Annotated in this window: 24 protein-coding genes and 1 pseudogene; 11 read left to right on the forward strand and 14 right to left on the reverse strand. The window is 53.9% G+C overall.

Annotation, left to right across the window (positions count from 1 at the left end; genetic code table 11):
• Positions 1-150 precede the first annotated feature (150 nt).
• Positions 151-948, forward strand: a complete 798-nt coding sequence (locus J7367_RS19865; protein WP_046831121.1) for a hypothetical protein — start codon at positions 151-153, stop codon at positions 946-948.
• Positions 949-1,380: 432 nt separating this feature from the next.
• Positions 1,381-2,265, forward strand: a complete 885-nt coding sequence (locus tag J7367_RS19870; protein WP_039575552.1) for a LysR family transcriptional regulator — start codon at positions 1,381-1,383, stop codon at positions 2,263-2,265.
• 27 nt (positions 2,266-2,292) lie between these two features.
• Here J7367_RS19870 and J7367_RS19875 read toward each other — a convergent pair whose 3' ends face one another.
• Positions 2,293-2,586 carry a helix-turn-helix transcriptional regulator gene (locus J7367_RS19875; RefSeq protein WP_039434960.1) on the reverse strand — a complete coding sequence of 98 codons (294 nt, stop codon included), beginning with the start codon at positions 2,584-2,586 and terminating at the stop codon, positions 2,293-2,295.
• A 102-nt stretch (positions 2,587-2,688) separates the two neighbouring features.
• Between J7367_RS19875 and J7367_RS19880 the strand changes: the two genes are divergently transcribed.
• Complete coding sequence (locus J7367_RS19880) at positions 2,689-3,339, forward strand: LysR family substrate-binding domain-containing protein (RefSeq protein ID WP_081027779.1); 651 nt, start codon at positions 2,689-2,691, stop codon at positions 3,337-3,339.
• Positions 3,340-3,409: 70 nt separating this feature from the next.
• On the opposite strand, the gene J7367_RS19885 is transcribed toward J7367_RS19880, so the two are convergent.
• The 5 genes from J7367_RS19885 to J7367_RS19905 all read right to left on the reverse strand — a co-directional run bounded on the left by J7367_RS19885 (position 3,410) and on the right by J7367_RS19905 (position 8,552).
• A complete protein-coding gene (locus J7367_RS19885; RefSeq protein ID WP_039575549.1) occupies positions 3,410-4,411 on the reverse strand; it encodes an XVIPCD domain-containing protein in 1,002 nt (333 codons plus the stop codon).
• Between the two features lie 32 nt (positions 4,412-4,443).
• Positions 4,444-4,863 (reverse strand): hypothetical protein, encoded by a 420-nt coding sequence (locus J7367_RS19890; RefSeq protein WP_039575546.1) that lies wholly within the window; start codon positions 4,861-4,863, stop codon positions 4,444-4,446.
• Positions 4,864-5,047: 184 nt separating this feature from the next.
• On the reverse strand, positions 5,048-6,928 hold the full coding sequence (locus J7367_RS19895; protein WP_039570975.1) for an integrase arm-type DNA-binding domain-containing protein: 1,881 nt from the start codon (positions 6,926-6,928) through the stop codon (positions 5,048-5,050).
• 379 nt (positions 6,929-7,307) lie between these two features.
• Positions 7,308-8,213 (reverse strand): ImmA/IrrE family metallo-endopeptidase, encoded by a 906-nt coding sequence (locus J7367_RS19900; RefSeq protein ID WP_057660996.1) that lies wholly within the window; start codon positions 8,211-8,213, stop codon positions 7,308-7,310.
• A gap of 12 nt (positions 8,214-8,225) precedes the next feature.
• Positions 8,226-8,552 (reverse strand): helix-turn-helix transcriptional regulator, encoded by a 327-nt coding sequence (locus J7367_RS19905; RefSeq protein WP_057660995.1) that lies wholly within the window; start codon positions 8,550-8,552, stop codon positions 8,226-8,228.
• Between the two features lie 90 nt (positions 8,553-8,642).
• On the opposite strand from J7367_RS19905, the gene J7367_RS19910 reads away from it, so the two are divergent.
• The 5 genes and pseudogenes from J7367_RS19910 to J7367_RS19930 all read left to right on the forward strand — a co-directional run bounded on the left by J7367_RS19910 (position 8,643) and on the right by J7367_RS19930 (position 11,804).
• The gene (locus J7367_RS19910; protein WP_057660993.1) at positions 8,643-9,395 is read left to right on the forward strand and encodes a multiubiquitin domain-containing protein; all 753 of its coding nucleotides are present in this window, start codon (positions 8,643-8,645) and stop codon (positions 9,393-9,395) included.
• Positions 9,370-9,837: pseudogene (locus J7367_RS22560) on the forward strand (DUF6791 domain-containing protein); the annotation flags it as partial. The gene J7367_RS19910 and the pseudogene J7367_RS22560, both read left to right, overlap by 26 nt.
• 36 nt (positions 9,838-9,873) lie before the next feature.
• Positions 9,874-10,554 (forward strand): ThiF family adenylyltransferase, encoded by a 681-nt coding sequence (locus J7367_RS19920; protein ID WP_343124457.1) that lies wholly within the window; start codon positions 9,874-9,876, stop codon positions 10,552-10,554.
• A complete protein-coding gene (locus J7367_RS19925; protein ID WP_139792754.1) occupies positions 10,551-11,000 on the forward strand; it encodes a DUF6527 family protein in 450 nt (149 codons plus the stop codon). The genes J7367_RS19920 and J7367_RS19925 overlap by 4 nt, the downstream gene beginning before the upstream one ends.
• Positions 11,001-11,435: 435 nt before the next feature.
• A complete protein-coding gene (locus J7367_RS19930; RefSeq protein ID WP_057660989.1) occupies positions 11,436-11,804 on the forward strand; it encodes a hypothetical protein in 369 nt (122 codons plus the stop codon).
• A gap of 104 nt (positions 11,805-11,908) precedes the next feature.
• Here J7367_RS19930 and J7367_RS19935 read toward each other — a convergent pair whose 3' ends face one another.
• Together J7367_RS19935 and J7367_RS19940 are read right to left on the reverse strand one after the other, a co-directional pair.
• Positions 11,909-12,601 carry a hypothetical protein gene (locus J7367_RS19935; RefSeq protein ID WP_254894400.1) on the reverse strand — a complete coding sequence of 231 codons (693 nt, stop codon included), beginning with the start codon at positions 12,599-12,601 and terminating at the stop codon, positions 11,909-11,911.
• A gap of 456 nt (positions 12,602-13,057) precedes the next feature.
• Positions 13,058-14,701 (reverse strand): MobA/MobL family protein, encoded by a 1,644-nt coding sequence (locus J7367_RS19940; protein ID WP_209028977.1) that lies wholly within the window; start codon positions 14,699-14,701, stop codon positions 13,058-13,060.
• Between the two features lie 488 nt (positions 14,702-15,189).
• Between J7367_RS19940 and J7367_RS19945 the strand changes: the two genes are divergently transcribed.
• The 3 genes from J7367_RS19945 to J7367_RS19955 all read left to right on the forward strand — a co-directional run bounded on the left by J7367_RS19945 (position 15,190) and on the right by J7367_RS19955 (position 18,765).
• Positions 15,190-17,013 (forward strand): protein adenylyltransferase SelO family protein, encoded by a 1,824-nt coding sequence (locus J7367_RS19945; RefSeq protein ID WP_057663677.1) that lies wholly within the window; start codon positions 15,190-15,192, stop codon positions 17,011-17,013.
• Positions 16,994-17,425 (forward strand): toxin-activating lysine-acyltransferase, encoded by a 432-nt coding sequence (locus J7367_RS19950; RefSeq protein ID WP_057663682.1) that lies wholly within the window; start codon positions 16,994-16,996, stop codon positions 17,423-17,425. Before J7367_RS19945 ends, J7367_RS19950 begins: the two co-directional genes overlap by 20 nt.
• A 62-nt stretch (positions 17,426-17,487) precedes the next feature.
• Positions 17,488-18,765, forward strand: coding sequence for a hypothetical protein (locus J7367_RS19955; RefSeq protein WP_057663684.1), 1,278 nt, complete (start codon positions 17,488-17,490; stop codon positions 18,763-18,765).
• A gap of 111 nt (positions 18,766-18,876) precedes the next feature.
• Here the strand turns inward: J7367_RS19955 and J7367_RS19960 are convergent, their stop codons facing one another.
• The 6 genes from J7367_RS19960 to J7367_RS19990 all read right to left on the reverse strand — a co-directional run bounded on the left by J7367_RS19960 (position 18,877) and on the right by J7367_RS19990 (position 23,158).
• Positions 18,877-19,461: a hypothetical protein gene (locus J7367_RS19960; RefSeq protein ID WP_254894372.1), complete on the reverse strand. Its 585-nt coding sequence runs from the start codon at positions 19,459-19,461 to the stop codon at positions 18,877-18,879.
• A gap of 116 nt (positions 19,462-19,577) precedes the next feature.
• The gene (locus J7367_RS19965) at positions 19,578-20,102 is read right to left on the reverse strand and encodes a hypothetical protein (protein WP_081027992.1); all 525 of its coding nucleotides are present in this window, start codon (positions 20,100-20,102) and stop codon (positions 19,578-19,580) included.
• A 42-nt stretch (positions 20,103-20,144) separates the two neighbouring features.
• Positions 20,145-20,819: a hypothetical protein gene (locus J7367_RS19970; protein ID WP_126941144.1), complete on the reverse strand. Its 675-nt coding sequence runs from the start codon at positions 20,817-20,819 to the stop codon at positions 20,145-20,147.
• Positions 20,820-20,849: 30 nt separating this feature from the next.
• Positions 20,850-21,620: a hypothetical protein gene (locus J7367_RS19975; RefSeq protein ID WP_235857321.1), complete on the reverse strand. Its 771-nt coding sequence runs from the start codon at positions 21,618-21,620 to the stop codon at positions 20,850-20,852.
• Between the two features lie 203 nt (positions 21,621-21,823).
• Positions 21,824-22,318 (reverse strand): hypothetical protein, encoded by a 495-nt coding sequence (locus tag J7367_RS19985; RefSeq protein WP_139792607.1) that lies wholly within the window; start codon positions 22,316-22,318, stop codon positions 21,824-21,826.
• A gap of 27 nt (positions 22,319-22,345) precedes the next feature.
• Entirely contained in the window at positions 22,346-23,158 is an 813-nt protein-coding gene (locus J7367_RS19990; protein WP_081027993.1) for a pesticin C-terminus-like muramidase, read from the reverse strand.
• Between the last annotated feature and the right edge of the window lie 25 nt (positions 23,159-23,183).

The raw sequence follows: 23,183 nt of genomic DNA on the forward strand, positions 1-23,183 counted from the left end.
GTTGTTCAGACCTTCCTTAACGAAGGCCTGCTTCGGGTAGACTCCAGCCGGTCGAGGGCATGCAGTGCGCCGGTCAAGTCTCGTGCAACGCGTGGTCACGTCGAATGCAAATGACTGGTCAGTGGCAATGCAAACGGGTGGTCACGTGGAATGCAATTCCCCAACTGGTTGAATTATGCACTATTACTCACTTTTTACGGTGTGATCATGGCGCCACGAAACGAAGAACTTGCTGCACTGTATGAGTTACTTGAAGAGATGACTCTTGCTGAGGATAAGAAACTTGCCTCGTTGCCATCTGAATGGCTGAAGAAAATCGAAAACTGGCTGATGATCAGTTTCGTGATCACGATTCTCGTGTTTCTATGTTTTGCAGGTTGGTATCGTTATGGGCCGGGTGCGCCGGTAGTTAAGATGATCGGCGTATTGCATGTTACGAATGGGGTTCTCATCGTTATCTCACTCCTTTACTTTGCCACTATCAGCATTGGGCTCTATCAATTCATTCGGCAACATCGTAGAAAAAGCTTTGCACTTATATTGAGAAGGTTGGAAAGCGATATTTTGGACGACGCTCAGTTTCTCGGAAGGCTAGCTGAATTTGACAAAATAACCCTTGAATATGGATTGCTACAATATAAGCATCGCTGGAGTACTGTTGACGGACGAGTCTCGCTTCTGGTCGGTGATATTCGAAAAATCGGCATCTTCCCAGCTTTTGCAGCTGCCGCTACCTCTGTCACTATCCTAGCCAAGCAAGACAGTAGTTTCATGCTGTGGACGCCCTTGATCCTGGCCTGTTGTTTTTATCTGATCGCCTTCTATGCGACCGGTCGACGTGAGCGCCCCGATCAGGTGATAGCTCTGCTGGAGCTGGTTATTCGTCACGCGAAAGAACACAATTTGGCAAGAGAGCATCAGAGCAGCGTAGCTCAGACAACACAATAAACAGTAACGGCTGTTTTAATAAATTTTAATTAAGCTGTTTTCTTAAATGTAATAAAGTGGCTTTTTTTAACTCGTGATCTTTGAAAGCATAGCCACCTGATTTTCAGGTTTCAATAGTACGGATGTGCTATGGGCAGCCTGAGTCAAGCCCTCTATGTTAATCAAGCAATTCAGTTCGGGATAGTGAGTGATTTTAAAAAAGTGATGTGCTGAGCGGTTTGCATACCGATTTATCTGATTGCTCAGCGCCAGCATATTAAACGATATTTATACTAGATATCCTATTTTGATTTGATGCGCATCTCGTCGACATATCATGAATTGCGTCAGGAAATTCATCGCTAACCTAAGCGATTATACGAGCCAGCAACCGAACCAAGCTTGCCCTCTGCTGTTGGCACAGATGATTGTGACTGTTAAGGAGTCTTGCGGATGGAGCTGCGACATCTGCGCTGCTTTGTGGTTTTGGCCGAGGAACTGCACTTCACAAGAGCAGCTGAACGCCTCCATATCGAACAATCTCCTTTATCCAGGACTATCAAGGAACTGGAAGACGACTTGGGCGCTTTACTGTTCAACCGTGATCGGAGAGGAACGCGGCTGACCGATGCCGGCAAAGCATTTCTTCTGGACGTACGTCGTTTATTTACCACTTTGGATCAAGCCCGAGAGAATGTGAAGGCGGTTTCCGCGGGCTTCCGGGTAAGTATGCGGATCGCAGTATCTGACGGAGCGATCGATTCCAGATTATCTGACCTTCTTGCACGTTGTCGCGAGGAGGAGCCTGATGTTGAAATTCGCCTCACAGAAGTCACGCTCTCTGAGCTCCTCAATGGACTAAGGTCGGGTGATTTCACCATTGGGTTCACACACACAGAAGAGGTTGGCGATGGCATTGTTGCTGAACCCATTTGGCATGCACGAATGGTCGCAGTGATACCAGCCCGTCATCCGCTACTCGCTTTCAAAGAAGTGCCTATCGAAGAACTTCTCCGCGCCCCATTGATCATGTGGAACCACCAAGCCTATGAGGGCTACGATAAGGCCTTTACAAAGCTGTTGCGAGGCTTGGATGAGAAGCCGAACGTCATCGAGCGCGCAGCTTCGCTCGACGTTATGCTAGCTCTTGTTGCGGCTGGTTACGGGATTGGCCTCGCATCTGGCGCGAAGCTGGAACCGTGCAAGCACTCTGATATCGTCATCCGTCCATTGGCAAATCAATCAGCGGTGATCACGACGTACATGCTGAAAGCTGCCAGTGCTGCGCCTTCAATCTCTGTGGATCGCTTCACAACACGTTTGAAAGATAGAAATTAGATAATCGCTGCAATCTAATCGAACACTTCACCCTTCTGAGTCAGCGTACAGAATGCTTTCAGTAGCAGTCATCAGGTTGGCTGCACTGTCGTTCAATGCGATGGATACCCGCAAAATCAACGCCAATGTAGGCATGTGTTGCCCCCGCTCGATCTTTCCCATGTGAGAGCGCTCAATGCCGGCGAGGGTCGCCAGCTCTTCTTGAGATATGTCGCGCGCAATCCGTGCGGCACGTACAGCCTTCCCGAACGCAATCGCCGGCTCAGCTTCATAGGTGGTGGCGCCCACTGGGCGTCCTGGTTTCATTGTGCGCTTCTGCATCGGCAAAAGCGTTACGCATTAAGCTTAACTAAACCACGTTAAACTTAACTCTTTGTATGATGTTTGGTGACTTTTCCCTTACATAGTCCGGAGGGGCAGACCATGAACCAGAATTGTTGCTCGCGAATGATCAGAGTTGCCGCCGCTCCAGCAGTGCTGTCCCCAGAGTTGGCTGATCTCCTTGCGCTTCAGCGAACAGAAGAGCCTGAAACATCTGTGCTATTGCAAGAGGTCACCCAGGACGTACTCACGACTAGCATTCTTGGAGGAGCCTTCGATCTAGGCATCGGTTGGCCCGTAGACACCGATGCCCTAGCGGTATTGCCACTGTGGCGCGACCAATTAGCCATCGCTTTGCCCGCTCGTTCCCCACTGCTCGCAAAGCGTGCTATTTCATTACAGGTAACACTCAGTTACCCATTGATTTGTTGGCATCCGGATCCTTGTGTTGAAGGGCTTGATACGGAGGCAGAAACGGATGATCGAAGCGCCCATCTATGCCGTATTGCAGTCACATCCTTCGATCTGCTAACGGTACTCGTTGCGGCTGGCTATGGCATCGGTATTGCGCCGCAGAGTTACATAGTCAGTGCCCGTAATCGAGGTATCGTCATGCGCCAGATCCTCGGCACTCCTCGTTGGGTTTACACCTGTCTTTTTCGATCTGCTAATGCTCTCTCACCTGCAGTTGATAGGTTTGTCGAGCGAGCTTCACGGGTAGCGATATCCACGGAAAACAAGCGTTTCAGGTGAAAACTGGAGTGGGATTTTGATAGACCTTTTATGGCGTTGTCGTGCATCGCTGCTATCGGCAAAAAAGAGGCTACAGAGAGGGCACAGTCGGCCGCTGCCGAGCTTCTTGCTCCGGAATCTGGTGCGGAGGCTGCTGCTGCGCCCGCTCCGTTACCGACTCACTGCTTTGCAGTTTTCGCACCTTATCGAAAGATTGCTCAACTGGCGTCTGTATCGCCTCCTGAGTCAGCATGTATGCGCGCAGGGTTGCAGGGTTGTCTGAAGCGCCCTGCAGAATGAAGATTTTTTCGCCGGGCGCTGCGGCATTGGTCTGCTTGCTCAATGCGATTTCGTCAACGCTACTGAAGTTGTTTTGCTTGGCGAGCGCATACACGCTGGCGCTAATGCGGTCATTGTCTGCAGCATGCAAGTGGCCGGAACTGTTTAGTCCTTCGACCTTCTCGCGTATCTGCTGCATCAAAGCGTGATCCGAATGACCTTGGCGTGTTGGATAGTTGCCCGGGGTGCGCTCTAGCTCCCGGTTCTGGGCTGGTTGCTCGCGGTAGCGCAGTTCCTCTATACGTTCCTCTGACAGCATACGGTTGCCAAGGCCCGGCTCGACCCTGCCAGGGAAACCCTCTACCGGTAAACTCATCAATTCGCCAAAGGTTCGGAAGGCGGAATTGCTATTAACGGTGTCACCAAAGACCTTGAAGCCATACTTGGGATAGTTCAGATTCAGTGCATTGAGTTCTGGCATCGCTTTAATTGCAGTGTTCCAACGCGCCAGGATCTCATCCTTATCGCCGATGGCGACTGTGCGTGATTGCTGGTTATCCTCAATGAAGGTGCTTCGACTCACGTCGGTGCCAACTGAGGCTGCATAGCCACCATCGAGCGCAAGGTTCCAAGCACGAAGGGAATGCCTAGCCTCGTCAGTACCTATTGTAAGTGCTTCGCCGGTTTGTCGATCAGTGGCCAAGCCGTGTAACTCAGCTAGAGCTTTGCCCTTCTCATCGCGCAAAACCCAGAAATCGTGTCCAGCTACACCAAGAACATTGAGTGATCTTGCTTCAATCGTATATTTCGGCATGCTCTGTTCAATCCATGAATGCTTTGCTATTGCTACCTGCTAGAGACGCACGAGTCTAGCAAGCTCTTGAGGTTGTTCATCGCCTGTGCCACCCCTAGGTCAATAAAGTAGGGACCGCCACCTCTCAGCGTTATATCTGCCTGGTTCGCTCCTTGCGCACGTTCGATGCGCATGCGGAATCCGGTGCGGTTCTTATCGTCAAAGGTTCCGGATTCAAGTACTCCATTAGTGCTGTCCCTATGCGTGACCTCTCTCCAAGAACTATCGGTTGCAGAGAGTTGGCTGATGCTGAGTTCGGCGCAGTCAAACAGACGTTGGTTTGTCAGGTCGTGAGGAATCATCAAGTGATCGGAAGCTGTTGGGATCTTCCCGGTGGCTAGGAACGCGTTGCATCCACCCAGCGAGGAGATCGCCAAGCTAATGATAGTGAAAACTTTCAGCCGAGGTTTCATGTGGCTCTCCTGATAAGCGCTTAACGCATCACACTTCGACGATGCTGCGAGAGTGACGGAACACCAGTGTAAGTGGAACAGTAAGGCTTGTCGGTTTGACTACCCATTAGAGGAGCACTTGGGGCCTCGCACTTAGACATGACTTTTGAAGCCCCATTCGCCTTGCTCGGCGTTCATCCCCGCCTCAAAATTCAGACATGCATTCGGCGATCCTGTTTATGGGGACTCGCTTCTCAACGATTGGCGTCGCTGCTTCAGATACGGACCGGCAAACCGCCTCGACCATCGCTTGCTGATTGTCCGAGGTGAGCGCCTCAATAGGCGACTTGCCATCAAGTTCCTCGCGAGGTCGCGTCAAGGCGTAGTAGATATCCCATGTATCAACGCCACGGTGCAGACGCTTGAGTACCGCCTGCACCAAGCGGCGCTTGAACATGTTGAGTTGCCATACCGGTACCCGCTGCCCCTTGTTGCCCAACTGGATTGAAAGCAGGTTGCGGGCCTGGATCTCGTAAGTAATCCACCGCCGCGATTTGCCCGCGAGCTTGGCATAGTCCGCGACGACCAGGTTGTCGGGCCCTTCAAAAATGTCCAGTACCTCCAAACGCTCTCGCTGGACCTCAGAGATCTTCGGTAGAGCGTATTCCGGCATTTGTATTGCAGAGAGCCGCTGAGTCCCGGCGCCGACTGCTGGCATCGTTTGCTCATTGGGTGCTACCAGCATGATGGGAGCGTGTTGGCCCAACGCCGGCAGCGGCGTGACCTTCTGACCGGCAATCGTGGGAACGCCCTGAAGGTGGATGGTGAGGTGCGTGCTGGCAATCTGAACCTGATTTTGCTCGAACAGATCCAGCCGATCAGCCCAGTCCTGCATCATTAGCCGACGCTGTTCAACGTACTCGGCATGGTTGTAGGTGGCGCTGATGCGATTGGGGTCAGCATGTGAGAGTTGCGCGTCGACCCAGACCTTGGGGTAACCCAGCTCATTGAGGGCGGTTGAAATCGTCGCCCTGATGCCGTGACCGGTGAGACGGCCGTCATAGCCCAACCGCTTGATCGCACGGTTAACCGTGTTTTCGCTCATGCGGTCACTGATTCGCTTCACGCCCGGGAAAAGGTATGTCTGCGCTGGTTTGAATAGGTCGAGCATGTGCCGCACGATCTCGATGGCCTGCACAGGCAGCGGCACGATGTAGGGCGGGATGTCGGTTACGCGCTTTCGCTTCTTCTTGGTCAGCATCTTGCGCTGCTTGAGCGACATCACCGGGATGATCCACAAACCTTGTTCCAGATCGAATTGGTCCGGCGTGGCCAAACGTAGTTCGCCTGTGCGAACACCCGTCAGCAGCAACAGGCGAATGGCCAATTGGGTCATCTGCATGCCGCGGTACTTGCGCAGTGTCTGCAGAAACAGGGGTAGCTCGGGCATACGCAGGAAGGGGTTGTGCTCAACGGGCGGCAACGGCACAGCGACCACGTGTAGATCGATGGCGGGGTGCTCGACCATGCCCGGAATGACCACCATGGCGTAGTCGGCGAGTTGCTTGAGCCAGGTGCGCACCTTTTCGGCGACGGACAGTGACTCGCGTTTCTCGATCCGGCCGATCACCTCCAGCAGCACCGGACGGGTGATCTCGTAGATGGTGTAGCGTTTGAGGTAAGGGAATACATCTTTTTTGAACACGCGGCGGATCTGTTCCAGCGAACTCTGACGACCTTCTTCCAGGGTCAGTTGCCGGTGTTCCATCCACTTTTCGTAGACCGCCATGAAGGTGTTTTCGCCAGCCAACCGGATGGCCTGGCGTTTTTGCTTTCGGTCAGTGCGCGGGTTGATGCCCTTGGCGACGAGGGCACGGGCCTGGTCACGAAATTCGCGCGCCTCGCGCAGAGAGAGTTCGGGATAGCTGCCAAGCGAAATCCGGGCACGTTGTCCAACCCAGGTGTAGCGGAAGTGCCAGGCTTTGCCGCCAACAGGGGAGACGTAGAGGAACAAACCATCGAAGTCTGCGAGTGTGTAGGGCTTGTCGGAAGCCTTGGCTTGCCGGACGACCATATCTGTGAGCATGCGTACCAACTCCTGATGCTGCGAGTTGGATGCGATGTTTGTTCTCAGGTGGCCTGCTCTTCCAGCAACAATGCGGAACGGGTGTTCACCGCATTTTGTACCGCAAAACGTACCGATTTGTACCGGTAGTCAGTGGATTTCGCTGGACGTCACTGGACTGAAGAAGAGAGGTAATTCAGAACCAGATCAGTCACTTACAACGTTCCTTGGCGCTTGGTGGACGTCAGTGGAAAGTTGAAGTGGAGCGGGCGATGGGAACAGAATCCAAATCACCCTAACCCATTGATCTGCCTAGATTTCAAGCAGAACAAAGGGCCCGAAACCGATACCTCAAACGATACCCTGGATCTTAAAGAAGCCCATCAAAATTAGCCAGCGTCTAACGCCAACGTGTTGGACGGGAAAGGGGCGCTAAGCCTTCATCTTCACCTTCATCTCTACGCTCCCAAAGTGGGATGGCATCTGGAAGCAGCAGCAACCCAAGCGTGTAAGGCCAACCCCTCTCCACAACGTAGATATGCTCAACAAGTTCCATGCCCTGCGGCTCTTTGGGGAACCAAAGTCTGGCACTTTGCAGTTGGATTAGCCCTGAAGCCGACTCATCGGACCGGGCAAGCAAAGAGCCATCCGGGACTTCAATAAGGTTCTTCTTTGCCGCAAGAATCAAGCCAGACTTGCGCGCCGCAGTGTTCGATCTCGCCCACTGCACAAAGCCATCCCGCGCCACGACCACAACGGCACGTTTAGGCGCGATTTCGATCCACTTCAAGGCTGCTGCCATGATCGACACGCCATAGCGATCAGCGCAGTGGCGCAACATGTCGATCTGTCCCGTATGTCCCTGAACCTGCTGACGAAAATCGTTCAACGGCATCAACAGATAAGACGCGAATAGATCCGCGTCTGTCTCTATCTTGCGCTCCGTCGACTCCCAATCGTAGACATCTTCGGATGTGCACTGGAAGGCACTTTGCAGCTGTCGATGCAACATGTAGTGCCCGAACTCATGTGCAAGGGTGAAACGAACGCGCCCAGACGACTGCTGGCTGTTGTAGCCAATCGCCCACTGACCGTCACTTCTGGCTTTGAGGACACCTTCGAAACCAGGGATATCCATCGCCATGATTTTAGCGATGCGCTCTGAAGCGAAGCACTGATTCGAATACTCAAGCGCCAGCTCTTGGACATCCACTGGAAAGCGGTCTTGTCCTTTGACCAGATCAAGCATCTGTGTCAATCGATTGGCCTCAGCTATTGGGCGTTTAAGCGTAACTGGCTTGTCCATGCACCCCCCTCACTAATCGCCGTCGAGGATCTGCATCATCTTTTGGAGCTTTTCCTTCGCCACAGGACTCATCTTCTGGTAGTTACGAAAGAACGCCTGGTCGGCCACATCCACAGAAGCTTCCACACTCTCGTCCTGAGTGCCCAGAAGGAACTCAGTCGTCAGCCCCAACGCCACCGCGATCTTGTTCAGCTTATCGATCGACGGGTTGGGCTTGTCGCGATTCTCAAGCTCCCAGATGTAACCCTTGCTGGTGTCGGTTCGCTTGGCCAATTCATCAAGACTAAGACCCATCGAGGTCCTCTTGGCGCGAATTTTTTCACCTAGTAACGAGGGCATAAGCACTCCTGGTGCGGCTAGCCGCACATTATAGCGATATAACGAACAGAAAAATACCACTTGACAGAACGTCCAGCAAGGGAGCAGCCTATGCCCGTCGTTCGGTTTATTGAACGATTTCATTCCTCCATACAGGACAGCAGCAACATGAACATTGAAGCCAAGCATCACCAGCCCCCGGACCTCTCGACGGTTGTCGTCAACGGCCAAGCCTTTCCAATGGCCGATCTTACCCCCACGGGACGCCAAATCTTGGCGGCCGCGCGCCTGCGTCCCGAAACTGAACATGCGTTGGTGCTCTGGCCGGAAGACGGCCCGACCACTGTCATTGAACTGGACGAACTCTGTCCCCTCCCCCCTTCGGGCTCCCCCTCGCAATTTTTCGCAGCCAAGACCGATGGCGTGAAGTATTTCATCCTCGATGACACCCGCTACGCCTGGCCTGGTCCGCTCATGCTGGCCACCCTTCGCCAAGTGGGTCGCGTCCCGGAAGAGCTGGATGTATGGATTGAACATCGGGGCGAAAAGCCTGACGAGCAGATCGCCGAGAACGCCGTCATCGATCTGGACCAACCCGGCATTGAGCGCTTCTTCACGGCTCCGCTGAGCATCAAGGTGTTCGTCAACACCCGGGAAGCAGTTGTTCACAAGCGCGCTTTGTCCTACTGGGATGTGGTCCGTTTGGAGCATCCGGGAGCCGGCCCGCACGACACCAATACCACTTACACCGTGTCGTATGCGCAAGGCCCGGCCGAGAACCCCGCAGGCAACTTGCTCGAACACCAGACCGTCCACATCAAGCAGGAGATGGAATTTTATGTCGTCCTCACTGATAAGTCGTAGTCCGGAACTTCAACGCCTGCGCGACGAGGGGTTTGACCTGGATATCCGAGACAACCACCTGCTCGTCAAGGGCATCGCCTATGTCACGGTCGATAAGACCGTGGCAGTCGGAACGCTGGTCATTGCACTCCACCTCACAGCAGATGTTGCTTAAACGGCACCTGACCACACCGCATGGTTTGCCGGCCAAGTTCCGTGCGACTCGTTCGGCCAGCCTCTGAACAAGATCATCAACAGCAGCAGCCGGATGGAGCGCGCGCCCGGGCTTTGGGTTGATCACTATTTCTCGTCCAAGCCCAAGAGTGGTCTTTACTCCGGCTATTACGAGCAGGTGTCGACCTACGCCAAGATGCTTTTGGTCCACGCACAAGCCATCGATCCCCGTGCCACGGCAACACCTGGAGCGATTTCAGTTGTCGATCAGTCCCAGTCGGTCTTTGCCTACGAGGACAGCGCTTCACCCCGCGCGGGGCTCTCAGTGCCAACCGCCAAGCTCCGAGGCCAGCGCATTGCGATCGTCGGCCTGGGTGGAACGGGCGCACACCTTCTAGATCTCATCTGCAAAGCCCCTGTGGCTTGCCTTGATCTCTTCGATGGTGACCGAATCGAGCAGCACAATGCTTTTCGCTATCCGGGCGCGGTCCCTCTCTCGGTCCTGAAAGAAGCCCCTTACAAGGTCAACTATCTGGCCCAGGTTTACGGCGAGATCCATACGCGCATCCAGGCTCATGCGGTCATGGTCACGGAGGTCAATGTCCGAACGCTGCTGAACTACGACACCGTCTTCGTCTGCGTGGATCGCGGAGCGGTTCGTGAGCTGATTGCCAACACACTAGGCGGTTCACAGGTGATCGTGATCGATGTTGGCATGGGCGTGAAGTTGAATGCGGCTAACGAGGTTTACGCCGTCGTTCGCACCACGGTGCTCGATGGAGATAACTGGGATGCCGCCAAAGCCACGCTACCGCTTGGCGAAGGCGGAGAGGATGACCTTTACAACACCAATGCCCAGATTGGCGAACTCAATGCCCTCAACGCCATCCTGGCTATTGAGGCTTGGAAGAAACGCTGCGGCTACTACTCCGCGCGGAAAGGCGGCTACCTCACGACATATACCACGCATTCGAGCTCAATGGCCTCGACATTGGGTGCCGCATGAAGGTTGACCACTATCAGCACCGCTTCATTGAAAGCTTCCCTCGTCCATTGGACGAGGGAGTGCTATATGTCTCAACGCGCTTCCCCTGCACTGCGCATGCCTGCGCTTGCGGCTGCGGCAAGGAAGTCATTTCCAATCTTTCGCCAACCGATTGGAAGCTGATCTATGACGGCGTCGGCGTCTCGCTGCGCCCATCGATTGGCAATTGGCAGTTCCCCTGCCGATCTCACTACTGGATCACCGAAGGTCGCGTGGAGTGGTCTTCCGATATGACCCAAGAAGAAATCCAAGCAGGACGCGACCGTGATCGTCGCGCTAAACAGCGCTACTACGGCTCTGAGTCTATATCAGCACCCCAGCAGAGCCCCGGGACCAATCAAACGCCTCAGCCGAACGGGAAATCGTGGGGCTGGAAATCCCGACTCAAACGCTGGTTCGGCGATTGAGGATACGTATCGCTTAGTCACCACTCATACCGGAGTTATACAAGCAATGACCGCAACTTCTTCTGAGTCCCCCTCTCGGCTTGTAAAGTGGGCGACCCTCGTCGGCGGCCTTGCTGCGCTAGCCACTATGGTGGGCTTTGTGCTGCACGGCTGTGGCCACGTTGCCGATACCACTAACCTCCGTCAATGGGGCATTAATGATGGCCTCTTTGAGCGAAACGCCGATTGGAAGGTGGTCAACGGCTATTACGCGGTGGTCTTTCAAGGATTGGGGGTGCTCAAAGCCATTCCTTGGCATGCAGCGCTCGCCGCTTTTTTGATGCTTGCCCTCGGCTTTTTCATGATGCGCATCCCGAGTCGCAAACCTCCCGAGTGGATATCTAGTCTGCACCCGAGTGGATATCTAGTCTGCAAAGGCTGCCACTTTGGCTGCGCATGGTTGGCACGGCCCTGGGTCAGTCTTTTTTCGCTGTTTATCTGGCGGGCATGCTCTTCATTTTCGGACTTCTTCTGGTCTCAATGCCAGGCTTGGTTGGTGAGAAGGCAGGCAAAGAACAGGCCGCCGAAGAACGCGCAAAGATTGAAGCGATGCCCGAGGATCAGTGGCAAGAACTTTGGCGCGAAGACCAACGTGTCGCGCGCGGCAAGATCGTCACCAGCAGTCCAACGCGCTATGCCATTTACGATCGCGATTTCAATGAGGTCCGCATCTTGCCTAGTGACAACATCGAAATAAGGGTGCCTCAGCAAAAGGCCACACCGGTTCAACACGAAAAGAAGCCCCCAGCGGCAGGGAGGGAATGACCAGCTCTCCACTTCCAATAGGAGGAGGCAGGAAGACAAGATTGACAGCTTCTTGCAAGCGCCTATGTTCCGGGCTAGGGATGGTCTGATCAATGAGACCATCCCTAGGCGTCATCCGCGCCTGCAAGTGCAGCCCCCACCTCAATCAGCGCAAAATCCAGCGTCTGATAGACCACTCGGACGGCAGTGGCATAGCCCGCTGCGGCAGTGAAAGAAACGGAGAAGAACACAGAAGCTACTATGAGCGGGAAAACGCTCGACTCAACCACCCCAGGCGGCACGGTTGGAGAAAAGACGCGAGCACCGGCAAACCAAAACAGCGCACCCCACACAATACCCGTGAACACATTAAAGCGTGCCAAGCGCTCAGTGGTTTGAACTTTGACCAGCTGCACGCCGGAGGACAGTCTTTCCAGCTCGTCCTTGCTGCGAACCTGCTCACCAATAGCTACTGCAAGCGCATCGATGGCCCCACCGTTGACCCCTGCCAGAATCGTCCGACTTGGGAGTCCAAAATAGACGCTGAGAGTCGCAAGCATCAGCGCGGCGAACGCTGCCGAAGCACTGAAAGCATGATCGAACAAGCGGAGATAACCTGCGATGATGATTGTCAAACCCAAGACCCAAACAAAACGCTTCCAGAGAATTCCAAGCCCGCTGAGGATCAGCCAAGGACCAATCAGAAGCTCATCAGAAAGCGCCCGTAGCAAATCATCCCGTTTTGCAAAGGGTCGGCTCTGGACAACTGCATGTTCGGCCAGCCGAATAACTGACTTGATCTTGTCAAACTCCGTCACGCCAGCCAACACCAACCGTCCCATCAGCGAAAAAGCTCATAAAATTCCCTGCCCTCACCTCGCATCATCCACCCTCGTTCCATCTCCACACCTATGCCCACCGCCAGTCAGAGCAGCAATTATGACGGCCCCATCGACGCGAAGCACGCTTCGGCTGGCGGCTGCAGCATGCCCCAGTTCTGCCAAAGCTAAGTCCGTGGCCGATATCTGTACAGCACCGCTCCTAACCCCATCCAGAAGCGTGAAATAGAATCCGGATCACGAAAAAAAGAGCCCCGCATGGGGGCTCCTGTATCGCTGGGATTGAAGCCTCAATCTCGGCGCCGGGTGCCAATGGCGGGCGGCGTTGTTCCGATCATTTGGCGGGAACCTTCTGCGACGACCCTAGCTTCCAGCCAAATGCCTAGGCGCACCATCAGCATGGTGCACGGTCAATGGTCAGAATTATCTGAGCCGTCATAGACTTGGCTTGGGCGGACGGAACTTCAACTCCCAATGCCCGGCATCACCTTCGGCCTGTGGTGGAAGCGCATCATCGCCAGATGTCTCAGGCGTCAGCACCTCGATCGGCTGTGGGGCAAAGTTCTTCTCCAAAGCCTCACCTGCGTCCACCATCGCCTTTCGAGCCCGCTTGATGCGCCACGCTTGAATGGCTTGGACGCGAGGCGATACATGCACCTTGGCGCGAGCCAATTTCTGGCGAGCCCTTGCTGCCGCTTGCGTGCCAGGGTTGTCCTCATGCTCAGAAAGCTTGGCCTGCGCATCCAGCACGGCCATTCGCGCTTTGTAGGGTCGCACCAACATGTGGGCATATTTACTGATTGAGCGAGCAAGCATCTCCGTGTCCTCGAACAAGAAAGGCTTGGTGGCGTAGCTGTCGACCCGCCGGCAGATCAGCGACCCGTACGCTTGCTGAAATTCCTGCTCAATCTGGATCCCTGGGATCTGCCGCAACACCTCCAAAGACTGCTGCGCGACCTCCCGTTGCGCTTCGAGCCAGTCTTCGATGAGCTGCGCCTCCGCATTGAGCACCTCCGCGTCTTTTCGGCCCGAAGAACGAGCCAGACGCGTCACACGGCCCAGATGTCGGGTCTGACCACTGTAAGGCGTGTAGAGTCCTGCGCTTGGCGCTGGCGCACGCGCCAAGCGCTCTTTGATCTGCCGCACCCGCTCTGCGCCTGACAATCGACCCTGCCCACCCGCTGCGCGCCCTTCCAATCCAGACTCTTTTGCGTTGGCCCGATCCCGAAGTGCGGCCGCATGACTGTGAGATGGCGGCACCTCGTGCACGAGACTACCGCTTTTCTTCATGTGTTCAGCAACAAGCTTTGAAAGCGCTAATGCCGCAGCTTTCCCACCTGCACCTTTGACTTCTGCGGTGAACTTCGTTTTGCGCATCACCGCCACTTTGGCTTTGCCCAAGTGCTTGCCGGGCCGGCGCGTGAGTTCACGAGCGCGTTCAAACTCTCCATTGCGCGCGGCCTCCTGCGCCTGTGCTCGGAGACTGCGATGATCCACACGAGTCGCGTTGCCGGCATTTTTCAGATGCGCATTGATAACCGTTGCGATGTCTTTGCGGATTTGCCGCAACGCTCGTGTGCCACCGCCTTGTCGCGCATCAAACTCAGCGCAGGCGCGCTCACCCAATCCACCTGGCCCGACCTGTCTGGCTGACATCAGCAAGTGAACATGGTGGTTGCGTTGATCGCCAAGCTTGCTCGGGGTGTGGACTGCCACCAACACGGCCACTTGGAAGCGCTCGACGAGCAATTGACCCAGCGCCAAGGCAAGCACTCTGCGTTGATGTGGATCGAGTTGATGCGGAAGCGATACTTCGACCTCCCGACAAACGCGCGCATTCTTGCGCGTCTCGGCCGCTTCGTTTGCGTTCCAAAAGTATTGCGCATCGAAGCACCACGAAGGCGCGCCCTTCGGTGCGAGCATCTGGTGGAAATCGACGCCGCCTCGGTGGGAATAATTGTGACCGAGCCCTGTGCTCGTATCGAGCAGATCAAACCCTGCTCGGTAGGCTGCTGCTGCGACTGATGAGTCGCCATTGGCTCGGCTGAAAGACTTCATTGTTGCGTGATAAATCGCCATTTGTGAAACTCCTGTTTGGGAGCACACAAAGAAGCGGCAGAACATCCCGTGTCGAGAGATAAGCGAACTCGACAACAATGAGATTTGAATCTCAGGGTTTTGAAGAAGCTGTGTTGCCTAGCGAAGCATAGCAACGAGGTGGCGAAAGCCACCGCACCAACGCGGAGCGTTGGCGCACGGTTTCTGCAAAGCAGAAACCATAAGTGCGCTCTTGCTGTTTGATTCTTTATTAGAATTTTCGTGCTACGGCTGGGTCAGCAATTGCGCCCCTACGTATGATTAATAGTTATATTAGAAAATGAATAAGACCTGTACAGATCTGACTTTTGCCATGCCCTGTGCTGCTTTTAAGCTACCTGTCCATGCAGTCGATGTCCCGTGGTTTTCGGAAATCCAAGCAGCAGCAGGACGAACTGCCGTCAGGTTGGTAGCATCGCTAAAGCCGATCGAACGCGAAGTCGCAACAACTGCAGAAAGAAGGACGCGAAATGCCCAATGACTACTGGGACATGGATGACAAGAACGACCCCAACCTGTTGAACCTCGCCAGCGTGGGCACTTCGATGCTCGTGCCCTTCCCAGTGGGAAAGCTGCCAGACGCTTCCTTGCTCTGGCTCAATGAGCGCTGGTTTCATGACTTGGGCATCGCCATCCACGACAAGCCCACTCGGACCAGCATCTCAGCGTCCTTGCTTGAACGCTTCGCCGTGACCTCCCTCGAAGCTCACTGCGTTGCCGGCAGCTTCGGCGGACGGACACTGGGCGCTGATCGCTATGGTGGGAGCGGTGGGGCAATCCACGGAGGGAGTGGCCGCTGTGGCTCCGATGGCATGCTCATCGCCAAAGGAACCGGCCCCACGCCATTGGTCTCCAAGGCCCATGATTGGTCGCACTCGCATGGCTGTCTCTATCTTTACGATGCCATTCGCGAGGCAGTCGCCAGCGAGATCCTCAACGCAGAGCTCCCCCACGGGGCAGTCCCCATTGTTGCCATCATTGATGCCGGCTTCTCACTGGCACGCACCGATGCAGACGAACCGGAGCGGTGCGCCATTCTGATCAGGCCCGCTTTCCTGCGCTTAGCGCATTTCGAGCGCAGCCTGTATTTCGGAACATCAGGCAGTGCAAACAGCGATCAATTTCAAGATAGCTTGCGGGTCAAAGATGCCATCCACTTTGCCGACGAACACGCGCAGCGCGATGCCGGCAATCCCAATGGCCTAGGCGTTGACTTGTCTGGTCTCTACCTGCACCTTGCCGAGCAGATTGCGGCAAGTCGCGCGCATCGCCTTTGGACCGGACGCCCGACAAGTGACAACATCACATTGAACGCGCAGTTCCTGGATTTCGGCGGCTTCCGCGCAGTTCCCAGCTGGAAGCATGGCACCGATGGACATGGTCATTTCTTCGGCAATGAGATGCGTGATGTTCGCCACTCGCTTCCATCACTTGCCTACTTCTTCAAGAAGTATTCCCACTTCGACAACACAATCGCCAACATCGATCAACTGCTCATCCAGATCGAGCAACACATTGAAGCTGCGTTTCTCCATCACTGTGCAGAAGCGTGTGCTTTGCCTGAGTCAAGCCCAGAGGCGTTGCATTTCAAAGCGCTCATTGCGCGCTACTACTGCGAGCAACAGCGCATTGACTATGCGTTCGATCAGCCCACAAAGCACGGCGAGCGCCACGATTGGCTCTCTGACCACCTCAGAGGCAAAGCAACCCAGGGGTCTCAGCTTGGCGAGGAGATTGCAGCGTTCGTGCGCGCACTTCCGAACGCAGATCTTCATCTTTGTGCGGCCAAACGCTGGCTGAGACCACGACCACGCCTTTCCTATCGCGTCTCTAAGCGCCGCGCGATCAAGCTGGTGCGGTCGATCCTCGCCGATCGGTCGTCGGGACCCGAGCGGGTCTCCGCATTTATCGCAACCGAGGTCGCGGCCTCGCGACGGGTTTGGAGAGGCTTACCACCACACTGGCTTGTCCTAGGCTACGCAAGCGATCACGTGTCCACCGCGTTGTATTTCTTTGATACGCACCGCATGGCTTATGCAGCCCAGCTGTCGGGACCACGCGTGCATGGGGGAACACTGCTCTTCGGTGCCCAAGTCGCAGATGAGACACTCGGCATCACCAATTCTGGCCATCGAACCGTCGTGCTTGTCGACTGCGACCCCACCAGCTACCTGAGAGGTCTAATCTTGGACGGGCGTGCAACAATTCCTGCCGCACTGCTCACCTTCCCGGACGCTGCCGTTGCCGCGCAGAAATTCAGCTCAACCACCGCCCATGCAACCGAATGCCGTTGATGCGCAGGCGCTTGGCCTGGCCATGCAACTTCTGTTCAAGACTGACCGCAAGAGGTTCAGTATCGCAGCGGCTTATGTGTGGCTATGGCCTGCGATTCGCCTAGGCCAGTTCGTCACGATCGAAGACGACGATGGGGTATGGACCGGCTACGCCTTATGGGCATATCTAACGCCTGAAACCGCCAGTCATTTGGTTCGGCAAGATCCTCCGTTCTTGCCGATTAGCGACTGGAACGAAGGTGATCAACTCTGGATCCTGGATTTCGTGGCTATGCCAGGGCATCACCGACGCCTGGCGAGAGCACTTCGACACTGCTTGCGTTCTCACTTCAAGCAAGCGCATCGCTTGGTGCGAGATAAGACGGGCGCTATCCTGGGAACCAAGACTTACACCCTTCGCAAAGATGGCTGAGGAAGACACGTTGCTTCCTTGATACGAATGGACGAACCGAAGCGACAAGGCAGTTGCAGCCCATGCATGAAGTGACATCAAGGCCGACTAAGGCCTGGACTGGATTTTTGTTCCTGGGCTTCGGTTCTGGTTTGCCTTATCCGCTGATCGGCAGCACCTTAGGCTATTGGCTCAGCGAAAAGTCGCTTTCGATCGCAGTCATCGGTGCCTTGGCTTGGACCGCGCTTCCCTACTCCCTGAAATTCCTATGGGCCCGCCATCTCGACCAACGCCGTGCACCGGTCGTTGGAGGCACCATGGCGCACCGTCAGGGCTGGATTGTCTTGTCTTCGGTCATGGTCGCCCTCTCTCTCCTGGGCCTTGTCCTGAGCGTCGTCACCGGTAGTCTGCCGCTCATTGCATTGAGCTCCATCGCAGCCGCCTTTGGCGGTGCCACGCTGGATGCCTCAGTCGATGCGTTCCGGATCGAACAAGAGGCAGTGCACCAGCAGCCAGCCAAGCTCCTCACTGCCTACCAATTTGGCTACCGCATTGCTCTACTGCTGAGCGACGGTCTGGTGTTCTTGCTCGCAGCGCGGCTGTCCTGGCAAGTTGCTTATGCACTTCTGCTTCCCCTGATGTTGGTGCCCATCTGCGGAACGCTCTTTCTGCAATCTCATCCCGATAGCGCCCGCACCCCAGATGCCACGGGTGCGGAGAAGCAAGGGGCTCCGTTGGTGTCGCTTCGACCCTCCACCCTCCAAGGGTGGATCGCAGTGGTCGTCTTCATCGGCTGCTATCGCCTACCGGACATTCTTCTGGGTCCCATGATCAATCCTTTCTTCCATGCCCTGGGCATTGGGAAGACTGTGGTCGGGTCCCTTCATATCTGGCTTGGTATCCCAGCAGCCTTCCTCGGAATTTTGGCTGCAGGCACAAGCTTGAAGCGCATGTCCTTGAGCACGACCATTCTTGTTGGCGCAGCTCTCCAAGCCCTTGCCCTCCTCGCTCTTGCATCGCTCTCGTCGAACGAGCAGTCTGCTGAACTGCTTTGGGCTAGCGTTATTCTTCAAAACCTTGCCAGTAGCTATACCGGCATAGCCCTGGTTGCTTACATGTCAAAGCTGGTCACGCTTGGACGCGCAGGTGAGCACTACGCTTGGCTAACCAGCTTTTACTCCATCTTCGGCAGGGTGCTTGCCGGCTTTTCAGGCCTTGCAGTGGCTTATCTCACCACGCGCTATGGACAAAGCCAGGGCTATGGCACGTTTTTCATTGGCATCTGCCTGACGTGCGTGCCCGCCCTCCTCGTCTACTTGCTCATCATTCGGAATAACTTGAAGGAGCGACCAGAGCCGTAAGTTCCATCACGCTGTTGCCTTGCAATGACCTTGCAATGACCTTGGGCCGTTTACGAGAACATGTAATGCGTGAGCTCAGTCGTTATGCACAGGCCGGTGCAAAAATGAACACTATTTGCTTGACGTTTGAGTGACAGCATCCAAACCATCAGTCAGCCTCGTCGAAACCGTCAGCCCAGAAGCACAAGGCGAGGTCACGTCCGTCGTCGAGACATAGATTTTATACGGCCCTTTCGTCAATGTCGCTGGTTGGGTCCAAGCTGCATTTTTTATCACGGCCCGAGGCTCACGTATGTCTTCCACAAAAGCATATTTTTTAACGATATCACTATATCTTTCACAGCCTCGGGCTTTTTTTTCAGTAGAAATTACAGCTAGGGCAGCTACTGTCCAAGCCTGAGAACTTTCATCACTGCGATGAACGCCGAAGCTCAACGCTGTTACCTGGGAATTCTGATCATTCAATGAAATTCGATAGTGACGACGAAGGGGCTCGTCTCTGACAATCTCGGTCTTGCCGGCTCTAATTAATTTGTTGACCTGAGACTCTTCAACAATAACGCCGCTACTGAATAGCGACACCAGTTCGTCAAGCACTCTTTCTGAACCATAGGTGTCACCACAGACTGTGGTCGATACTAAAATAGAAAAGGCCATGATAGCTGAAGACCATACAATACTCTTATAAAATTTCACTCCAGTCCTCATTGCATTTAAAGCGCTTCAAGTGTTTTCTTGAAGCCTGCCCAGGTGTCGGCCCAGATTAGCGCTAACCAATTAGATGCCTAATTGGCTAGCACCAGCGGACCTCATCAGTTTCGACTTCTCGTGAGACCAAGCAAGCACCCGCCCTTCGAACTCGCCTTTACATACACCGACGTTTCACCAAGATTGGTTTTATAGAAGACATCCTTACTAACGTCGGCGAGTGGCGCATGGGGATTGGGTGGCAGGACGTATGGGGTGAGCGCAAATTTCTGCTTGATCTTAGACACTTCATAACAGCGCCCAGGAGCGAGCTCCATATACATAAAACTCACTCCTTTATCGAGTTCAGGCGGGACCCTGAACTCAACGAAGGAGATCGCATACTGATCCCGCGTCTTGAACGTATTTGAGCGAAAAGCAATGTTCAATGATCGACTTGAACTCACCTGATGGAAATCACTGAGTCCAATTTCGCGAAAAATCTCATAGTTTACCGACTTGCCAGGATCATAAATTTTACCAACTATTTCATCCATGGCGAGCCCTGAAATTCCATCTTCCGCAATGGCGCTTGTGCAGAAGACAGCCATCAGCAATGTAACCGCAAGACCTTTGTGCACGCTCAACATTACTGGCCTCTCAAATAAGCACGCAATTCAATTTCACCTGATCTACAGGCGATAAATATCTAAAGCAACCGACAACAAGGAAGAGTCACCCTTGACCAAAGCATAAAGAGTCCCCTGGTCAACCCTGTGCAGCGCACCGATTTGAGCCAGTGAAACTACTTGACCATCGATCTCGGCAATTGCCTCTCCCTTTTTCGGAAGTCCTGATTTGTTTTTTGAATACGTCATGAGGCGCGTTTTACCATTAGTGACCCAGGCTCCCACGTATTTGTCGTCTGAGTGATCGTGTGATGGCGATACGAGAATTGAATCGACCAATACGCCCTTTGACAGCGCACCATCTTTAGCTGCAAGAGAATTACCCTTATCAATCTTCTCGGGACGAGGATCTATATCACCAATGATCCCTGGCTTCGCCTGAATTTTTAGGTTGGTGGACAGGTAGTAGGTATCACCAGAATAATAGTCAACAAATTGAGCACACGTGCCTTTGATCGCATGAACTCGGACATTGTCAACCTTACTTACCTTGGCTAGGGGGACTACCAAATTCGCACTCCCGCCCTCCACATAGAAATTGTCTTTAAGCTGAGACTTTTCTGAACATAGAGCCCTAGCAGCACTCTCTCGCTGGTCATTTGAGCGGGCCTGCCCGACCGTTAGGCCGGCGAGCGTAAGCACGCAAATCGAATTTAAGGCAACCCTAACTATGGACATCGAAAGCACCTTTTTAACGCGAATGTAAAATCAAGGGGTTGGAACAATGATAGTCGGAGTTACCTCACTATATCCACCAACAACCTTTGTATCACTGGGACCAAGCACGCCTATGCTGAGATAATTTGCAACACCCCTCACAATATCATTGGCAAATTTCTCACTTTGATTAAACTCAGCATTGGTAAAACCATCTTGATAGAGGTTTTGGTAAAGGGTTCGAGCAGCTGCTGCATTATGTGCTAGCTCATGCATCACCAAGAAATTCGCCCCTCCCATTAGATCGGAATACCCCTTAATGGTGTCAATGTTTATTGATATCTGTGGGTCGCCGTTGTTATAGTCGGACTGCCCAGTCGCAAACCCATTACTATAGCTAGTGCCCGCTTCGTTTACCTTATAGTCTGCATTGAGCATCAGACTCTTGATTTCAGACATCTGCACGGTTGAACCATCGCTCATTTGCATATAAGCGTTATCAGGAAGCGAGCTGATAGAGTCTTTAACAAAGTAGATTGCATCGTCAAATTTAACCAGAGCGGCCGACTCTTCCGCTGTCAACGCACGCGTGAAGTTGAGATCGTATTCCGGCGCTGTTGGAAGAGGAGTGCCACCCCCACCTGGAGGACTAATAGGCCCTGGCTGTTCAACTGGTGGTGAAGGGGGAATAGTCGGAGGCGGACTTGGGGGAGGGTTAACTACAACCGGCGGCAGCTCAGTAGGCGGCTCGCTCGGATCGACATCCGCAGCGGCTGCCGCACCTGCCACTAGAAATAACTCTTCGTTTGTCAGCTCTCTCATTACAGCACTCCCTGCAATATTTCGATTGATAAATTGCTGTTTCGCTTTCTTTTCTTCCTAAACATCACTTTTTTTATTTCCCGTGAAGCCCATAAATAACGGTCCATTGCAAGCCCGGCTCACATAGACTTAGAGCTAGGCAGACTCGAAGCACTTGAAGATAAATTTACCTCTGTTGGCCTCTTACTCTTGGCATGCAAACCTCATTTCTCCAACGTGACCGTTTCAAAAGTAGCATCTGGCGCATATTCATGTGCCCATCTCAGAACAGAAATCTCTGCGTCAAGGCTCTTTTTATTCCTGGGCACAAATAAGGTGAAAGTAGGATTTTTTGAGCAAGAAGCGCCCGACTTTTTGATGTCGGCTTTGCAGTTAAAGTGAATGAGCCCAGCAGCTTCGACCGTATTATCACTCTTGATCGCAACTGCACCTTTCTCAATGCAGCTCTTGTAGCGGCAGCCGGATATTAAGGTCACCCCATTCCCCACATCAACGTCTTTGTTGGGTGGACCGCTCAGAGCCTCCCCAAACTGCTGCACCAATGGTTTTCCGGGAATAATATAGTCACCCGCTGACTGACCAAAGTAAGCCGATAGGACCGCAGAATTAATCTTGGCAGGCGCAGCCGTGGCCAAAACGCTTCCCCACAATGAAAAGATCATTATTGCAATTGATGCAATTCTTTTGTTAGCTTTCATCTCCAACCTCACGTTATAAGTCAACACTTAACCGCCACCCGGCACGCTGCCGTTCGTAATATCTTGTTGAATAAGCGCGGCCTCCCTGTCTCGCCTTGTATCATACGCATCACCGAAATCGTTCAGATTGGTAACAGCATCTTGCCAATGTCCCGTTGTTACTTGGGTCCAGAAATTGGGGGTTGCTGTGGCAAGGCCAGGGCCGTATTGGTAAGCAACACTTGCGATGGCGGTCTGGACGCCACCAGGCAGCTGATAAAAGTCAGCATAATCGGAAGAATTGTTATAGCTATTAACAACCGTATTTAAAATGTTTGATCGAACTGCGTTATCCAACGCATCTGCCTGCGCCTCGGTGATGTGGAGAGGGTTGTTTTGAACGGCATTCAGCGCATCTTGTCCTGTTAGATGAAGGTAGGGCGTCAACGTAGTAACAAGCGCCTGATCCACACCTAGCGCGGTAAGGCTTTCGGCAGTTTGGCTACCCAAATCGACTCCAGTTGCCACAGTTACTCCGCTCTGATCTATGACCACGCCGTTATTGGTGGGGACATATGCATCTAGCTGTTGCCCGCCCTCGACGCTATCAATAAAAGCGTTATCGATTCTGTTTTCAGCAGCCAGCGGGACAAAAACATCACCATCGTTGCCCCCTCCTCCACCTTGTGGCGGTGGTGGGGGTTGCTCAACTGGCGGTGTTGGCGGCAATGTTGGTGGTTCTGATGGAGGTGGATTAACGACCACGGGGGGCAACTCAGTGGGCGGCTCGCTTGGATCGACGTCCGCAGCGGCTGCTGCACCTGCCACTAGGAATAGCTCTTCGATTGTTAGCTCTCTCATTACAGCACTCCATCCTGTGCGTTTA

Source organism: Xanthomonas sp. D-36-1 (genome assembly GCF_017746155.1).
GTDB lineage: Bacteria > Pseudomonadota > Gammaproteobacteria > Xanthomonadales > Xanthomonadaceae > Xanthomonas > Xanthomonas cissicola.